Here is a 6,887-nt window from a genome sequence, read left to right as displayed (position 1 = left end):
ATCGATGCCCGCGCTCCCGCATCCAGCCGCATCAATCCACGCACCGCATCCGCCACCGCCCGCGGATCCTCCGGCCGCACCGTTACTCCGCACCCCGATTCACCGACCGCATCATTCCCCGCCTCCACCGCATGCACCACCGGCCGCGCCGCCATCATGTAATCCATCAGCTTGTTGGGCGCAATACCGAACCGGTAAAGCGGCTGTCGGTGCCAGCCGATATATGCGGCATCGAACCACTGCAGCAGCGCCGGGATCTGGTCCTTCCCGACCGGATCGAGGAAGTGCACGTCGCGCAATCCTTTGGCCGCCACCCGCTGCCGCAGCAAGGTTTTTTCCGGACCATCGCCCACCAGCACGAACGCGACCTGTTCATCGCGCATCGCGGCGGCGGTGTCCACCAGCGTATCGAGCGCGTTGGCGAGCCCATGCGAACCCGCATAGCCGACGATGAACCTGCCTTGCGCCCGCAAGGCGGCGAGCGCGTCGCGCGTACCGGCGTCGAGCGCCGGCCAGGGCTCGCGCCATTCACGTAACCAGACGCCATTCGGAATATTGATCCACCGATCCCGCCCGACGCCGCGCAAGGCGAGATACTCGTCGACGCAGGGAAGCAGCGAGATCACCTTGTCGGCGTGGCGGCAGCCGAAGGCTTCGGCATGATCGATGGCGCGCATCAGCGGATGGCGGGCGGGAATCGCGCCGAGTTCCATCAGGCTGAGCGGCCAGAGATCGCGGATCTCGAACAGCAGCCGCGCACCGGCGCGGCGCGCCAGCCGCACCGCGCCGTAGACGGCGAACGGATGCGGCGACGATGCCAGTACCACGTCCGGCCGCCATCCCGCGATCCCGGGGGCCCTGCGCCACAGGTCGCCGGCGAACTCGATCATGTTGAGAAGCCGCGGCAAGCCGTTGCCGTGGTATGGTCGCCCGCCCAGCCACAGGTGGGGAATGCCGCAGTGGTCGTTCCAGCCGGCGTGCGGGTCGGCCAGCCGTGTTTCCGGCTGGCGGATGCGCAGGTGTGAAAAGCGCGAGGCCACGATTGCGACCGCATGGCCGGCCGCCTGCATTTCCTTGGCGAGGTAGAAATGGCGGTAGCCCATGCCCAGCTCGGCCGAGCCGGAATAATGATTGACGATCAGGACTCTCATGGCCGGTCGGTGCCTACCAGGGAGGGAAGAAACATCAGCCTGCCCTGTGCGGCGCGGGGGCTGCCCGGCAGCAGGAAGTCGTAGTGCGCTTCGATGAAGCGCGGGTCGCTGTCCGCGAGTTCGAGCAACCGGCGGCCGAGCGTGCCGAGGATCGGCTGGTGGCGCGCCCAGGCGGCATAGCCGCCGAAGGCAAAGGCACGCGACAATCCGTAGGGCGGCTGGCCTTCGCGGCATTGGCCGGTGCCGTTGTCATAGGCGACGCGGTACCAGCCGTTCGCACCGCTCAGGTAGTTGGTGAACAGCGGACGCGACATGTCGCCGTTCCACACTACCGCCACCAGCGTACCGGCAAACGCGGCAGCCAGACCCGTCGGCGGCAGCTGGCGTTCGGTCAGCCGAAACACCGCCATCAGCGCCTGGCGGTTTCGCTCGAGTGCGTCCAGCGCCGGCACCAGCCGGCGCGCATGGCTGAGGTCCCATCCGGTGTCCTTGCGCACCGGCACGGTGTCGTCCGGCACCCGTACCTGCATGCTGAACTTTCCACTCCCGTCAGGTCTGCACTCGACCGGCTTGTTCTGCTCTTCATAGCCGGCATAGCGGCTGTCCTTGTAGAGCCGCCAGAAACCGCGGTCGAGGTCGGCGAGATTGCCGTTGCCGGCGCGTGTGTTGGGCGGCGCGTGAAAGCTGATCCGGCTGCCGAACAAGGCCAGCAGCGCACCGATATGCGATGTCATGCGTTGCATGTCTGCATCGCTGATGGCGGTCCAGGCACCTTCCCTGCCACGGGCGGCGTGCATTGCGCCTGCCAGTTCCGCATAGATGGCGATCATCCACAACGATTTGTCCGTGAAGAGATGGGTAGTCACTCCCGGCCTCACGTCGGCCGGCGTCGCCTGCAGATCGGCCCGGAGAGTGTCCAGCGCCTTGTCATCCCCCCAGCGAAGCAGATGCTCGACCGTGATATCGATCGTGTCATGCAGGAAACCGGATGCCTTCACGGCGCCGTCGCCCGGCGTCACCGCCAGGGCATTGGCCAGCGCCGATGTCATGCCGAGAAACTGCACGCTGGTCAGCATGACTTCCGTGCCGCCCAGCTTGTTGCGGCGATTGCATATCTCGCCACCACGGCACACCCAGCGACGGCCCCGTGAGAAAGCCGTTCCCGGTTCGAGCGCATCATAGGCGGTTCTGGCCAGCGCGGCGATTTCCAGCAGCCGCTGTGCGCGGCCGCAGCGACGCGCCATCGCCACCAGGCTCTGCGTGTACGACTGAAGGTCGTAGAGCGCATACACATCTCCTTGCGCCAGCCGGTCCCGCAACAGGCGCTGCTCGACGACGCCGCGCATCTCCCTGTCCCACAGCGACCAGATTTCCGCCTCCGTCTGGCCGCCGCAATCGAAACGCCCGCCATCGGCAAGCGCCATGCCGCCGGTGCACAGCAGCCCGACCATGGCAAGGCCGCGCAAGGAGCGGTGCAACAAGAATGTCAGGCCAAAGCCGCATAGAAGCCGCATAGCTTTTTCTCCTCGCTGGACCAGTTGTAGTGATGGAGCACCGCCCGCCTGCCGTTCTGGCCCATGCGACGGGCGGCATCGGGATGCGTGACCAGGAAATCGACCGCCTTGGCGATCGCACCGGGATCGAGCGGATCGACGCACAAGCCGCAACCGTTGCCTTCGACGATGCTGCGCCAGAGCGGGAAACCGGAGGCGATCACCGGTATGCCGGCCGCCATGTACTCGAACATCTTCACCGGCAGCGCATCGAGATAATTGACGAGCGGATGCAGCGTCACCAAACCCGCCATCGATCGCCGCATCACATCCCTTACCCCGGCGCGATCGACGAAACCAAGTTCATCGACGCGGCTCCAGCCGCCTGTTCGCCTGAGCTCTTCCATCAAGCCCGGCTCGGACGGCGCGCCGGCCAGGCTCAGGCGTGCATCGGACGTCAGCAGCGCGCAGGCATGCACGATCTCGCGTGCACCGCGGCTTGCGGCGATGCCGCCGACGTAACACACCTGCCGGCGTTTTTCGCTCCATGACGCATCCGCTTGCGTGGCGCCGAGTTCGCCCAATAGCGGAAAATTGTTGACATCGATGGTGTGCCGGTTGATCCGGATGAACTTGTCCCGGATAGTGGGGGTCGCCGCGACGATGCCATCGAAGCGGTGGCATGCATGCCGCTCGGCGATTGCGAATGCACCCGGCAGCAGCCTGCGCCCCAGCGGCCCGAGATAGGTCTTGCCGAGCAACTGCTTCGGCACATCCTCATGCGAATCAAAGACGACTTGCTTTCCGAGACGCTTCAGTTGCAGGCCGGCCGGAATCAGTTCCGGATCGTGGAGGTGATAGATTGCGGCATCGAGCGCGACGGCCGTTCGGTATACCCGCCTTGTCGTACCAAGCATGCGCGCGATCCGTCCGCCGGAGCGGCCGACATCCCGTATCGTCACGCCGTCTCTTTCCTCGCTTCCCTTCCCGTCCGCCACCACGAGCGTGACGTCGTAGCCGCCGGCTGCAAGGCTACGGCATTGCTTGTGGAAAATGCGTGAATCGTCGCGCGGGTGCGCCGAGGTGAGGTGGGCGATATGTGCCAGTGACATAAGTGCTCCTGTAATGCGCGTATCTGCCGAGCGCGCCGCCGATCACCATGTAGGTGAAACTCTTCGCGCTGAACACCATCAGCACGGTGACGAACAACACCCCAAAGGCAAGCAGCAGCTCCTGCCGGTGCAACCGGTTCTGCAGGTTCCGCGTCCTGCCGATTTCCATGCCGAGATGCGCGGTCGGCACGAGGATCATCAACAGGAGATACAGGAAGCCGAACAGGCCGATGTCGACCCAGGCCGAGAAAATATTGTGCACATACGAGCCTGGTCCATGGACCGCGAAATAGCCGCCGTATTCACCCAGCAGCGGGTAACGGCCTATCGTCTCGAGCGCATGGGCGAACAGCATGTTGCGCGATTCCACCGACGACGACGAGAACGACTCCAGCAGTTCCAGTGTCCTGTTGTGCGGCAGCACGCGGATCAGTTCATCCGCGTTCCAGAGCACCGCGCCGAACAGGGCAAGGAATACCATCAGGACGGTCAGCTTGTGCCGGGCGTGAAAGACTTCGATCGCCATGACCAGCGCAATCGACACCAGCAATTCGCTGCGCGCGCCGTTCAGGTACAGCGCCGGCACGGCGAACAGATACAGCACGATCCGCCCCCGGCGCGTGACGGCGAATGGTGCTACCGCCAGCAGCGTGACCAGGTACGAGCGGGCGAAGCCCTGGTACGTGGCCAGGCCGGAAGACTCGTCGCCGTCGGCCTTGTTGTCGAGGTAAAAACTTCCCTCGCCCGACTGCATGAAAATCACGATCGACATCAGCAGCAGCGACAGCAGCGTCACCCGTCTCATGGTCCGGCGATGGAAATCGGCGAGCCGGAAAATGATGAAGACGGCGACCAGGTGGCTGATCGACAAAGCGTGATGCGTCGATACGTCGGGTTCGGCGCCGCCGGCATAGTTGAGCGCGACGATGGACAGGAAGTAGGCAATGAAGCAGCAGAAGGCGAGGTCTGCGCCGGTAAAGAAACGCCTGCTTGCCATGACGTTCGACCCGTAGACAAACAGCAGCGGCGGCAGCACGGCAAATGCGACCAGGGAGAAGTAGCCGCCCAGTACCGGGCCGATGATGCCGGCGCCGATGGCGGACTGATAAAAGAAAAACCCCGGAAACAAGGCGAGGAAGGCGAGATTGGCAACGGTCTCGCCGGAGAACATGGCGGGCCGCTGCCGGTCGTGCGCCCCGGGCGGATGGGGTTCCGGCAGGAGCGTGGCCGGCATCATGCGATGATCTCCCGGTACATATCCCTGGCCGCCGCCGCTTCGAGGCTGGAGTTGTGCCAGAGCAGCGTGAAGCTGCCATTAACCTTCCGCGCCGCCTGCTTGAGCTGCCGCATGCAGTCGAGCGCCTTGTCGGTATGGCCATGACCGGCGTACACGATCACCGACGACTCCATGCAGACCAGCGGGCGCTGCCATAGCGAGAGCGGCTTCCTTTCCGCCAGGTCGTACATCGGATATTCATGGCAGGTGCCGCAGCGGAACCCGGCCCGCTCGGCATAACTCAGCGTGCTGTCGTAGTGCAACCCGGCGGCATGCCATGCGGCCGGCGTCCTGGTCGACCAGCGCAGGTAATGCTGGCGTCCGCCGGCCACCTGTTGGCGGATGCCCGCCTTGTCAAGCGCCTGCTGCAGGCTGTTCTTCGCCGACAGGATATGCCTGGCATCCTGGTAGCTGCGATAGCCGGGATGAATGCCGATTTCGTGTCCGCGTGCGGCGATGCGCTTGAGCATCCATGTCACCGCGCGGTCTCCGATCGGACACACACCGTCCATCGCCCTGTCGGTGATCTCCGGGATGAAATAAAACGCGACACGGTTTCCTGCTTTCTCGTTGACATCCATCATCCAGTCGACCGCGTGATAGTAGGGGTCATGACGCCAGTTGCCGTTGCGGCTGGCGACATAATTGCGCAGCGGTCCGAGCGCGGTCGATAGCGAGGGCGTACGAATGAACTCGCCGGCGGAGCGCCGCACCATGCGGCGCAAGGATGCCGCGCCGGGATGGTAAGGATGATCGACATCGCAGCTCACCACCGTCGCATAGGTGCGCCGCCTGCGCTTTACCTGCGGCCACAGCCGATGTATCGCCGACCACAACAGCTCCACGTACTCGTCAACGATGGGCCGGTGCAGGAAGCCGCCGCGGTATGCCACCGATGCAGCGGCGGGGAACCGGTCGTGCTCATCGCGCTGCCCCGGCACCGCTTCCTCGTAGCGGGAAAGCATGAAGAACGCCGCGCCGAAAATATCCAGGCCGATCCGCGCCCCTTGATCGTATTGCATGAATCCCGGCGTGCCGAAGAGCACCGGCAGCGACGCGTCGGTCAGGTTGGGCGCGATGCTCTCGCCCCCGATATCCCAAAGCGCCAGCGGCATTTCCGGAAGCGACGCCTCGGACATCCAGTTCCCTTCCGCCCGTGCAAGGAAATCGTCGGCGATCTCCAGCTTGCGGTCGTCTGCCTGGATGCACACATAGCTCCGTGGCTCGGCTTGGGGCTCGAAGCGCAGCTCGTACCGCAATCCCAGAAACGACTCCATCAACACCGAAGTGATCCAGCGGCGCTCGGCGCGGCAGTTGTCGGGACAGGAAACAATGAACATCATTGATCCTTGAGGGCAAACAGCATGCCCTGCCGCAGCCGCATCAGCCGGGACGGGCTCTTGCTGATGCAGGAGTACGGCATCAGGGACGCCCCGAATCCGCGAAAGAAGCGCTCGACCGGTTGCATCATCGAGCCGGAAAAATCGAAACGACGGGTGAGCCGCGATGACCGCTGTATCGCTTCCCAGAAACACAGGCTGGCCGCGCCACTATGCCGCATTTCCGGGTCGGCTCCGGCCATGAGGCCGTAAGCGCTGTTCTCATCCCACACCATGTACAAGCCGGCGGCCGGGCGTCCATGCCGGTCGGCGGCGATGAGCACGGCGCGGCAGCCGCGCTCCGCGCAGGCGGCGTCGAAGCGGCGCACGAACGCGTCGGAGTACGGCACGGCCAGGCCCTGGCGCGCGAAGGTCTTGCGGTTGAGCGCCAGGAAGACGTCCAGCGGCAGCTCGTCGGTCACTTGCATGCCGAAGCGATGCGACGCCTTCTTGCATTCGGTGCGGGTGGTGTGCTG

The 6,887-nt window shown here is 64.7% G+C and carries 6 protein-coding genes; all 6 read right to left on the bottom strand.

Translation table 11 applies throughout. The features are described 5' to 3' along the window. Window positions 1-1,151 (bottom strand): glycosyltransferase family 4 protein (locus V7080_RS22020; protein WP_334190529.1); only part of this gene is annotated, 1,151 nt, incomplete at its 3' end. Continuing rightward, window positions 1,148-2,665, bottom strand: a complete 1,518-nt coding sequence (locus V7080_RS22015; RefSeq protein WP_334190528.1) for a hypothetical protein — start codon at window positions 2,663-2,665, stop codon at window positions 1,148-1,150. The genes V7080_RS22015 and V7080_RS22020, both read right to left, overlap by 4 nt. Further along, the gene (locus V7080_RS22010) at window positions 2,638-3,756 is read right to left on the bottom strand and encodes a glycosyltransferase family 4 protein (RefSeq protein WP_334190527.1); all 1,119 of its coding nucleotides are present in this window, start codon (window positions 3,754-3,756) and stop codon (window positions 2,638-2,640) included. The genes V7080_RS22015 and V7080_RS22010 overlap by 28 nt, the downstream gene beginning before the upstream one ends. Further along, entirely contained in the window at window positions 3,677-4,993 is a 1,317-nt protein-coding gene (locus V7080_RS22005) for a hypothetical protein (RefSeq protein WP_334190526.1), read from the bottom strand. The genes V7080_RS22010 and V7080_RS22005 overlap by 80 nt, the downstream gene beginning before the upstream one ends. Continuing rightward, a complete protein-coding gene (locus V7080_RS22000) occupies window positions 4,990-6,372 on the bottom strand; it encodes a polysaccharide deacetylase family protein (RefSeq protein ID WP_334190525.1) in 1,383 nt (460 codons plus the stop codon). The genes V7080_RS22005 and V7080_RS22000 overlap by 4 nt, the downstream gene beginning before the upstream one ends. Next, a partial coding sequence (locus V7080_RS21995; protein WP_334190524.1) for a GNAT family N-acetyltransferase occupies window positions 6,372-6,887 on the bottom strand: 516 nt, incomplete at its 5' end. The genes V7080_RS21995 and V7080_RS22000, both read right to left, overlap by 1 nt.

This window comes from Noviherbaspirillum sp. (assembly GCF_036846085.1).
Taxonomy (GTDB): domain Bacteria; phylum Pseudomonadota; class Gammaproteobacteria; order Burkholderiales; family Burkholderiaceae_D; genus Noviherbaspirillum.
This window is presented reverse-complemented; position numbering and strand designations above follow the sequence as displayed.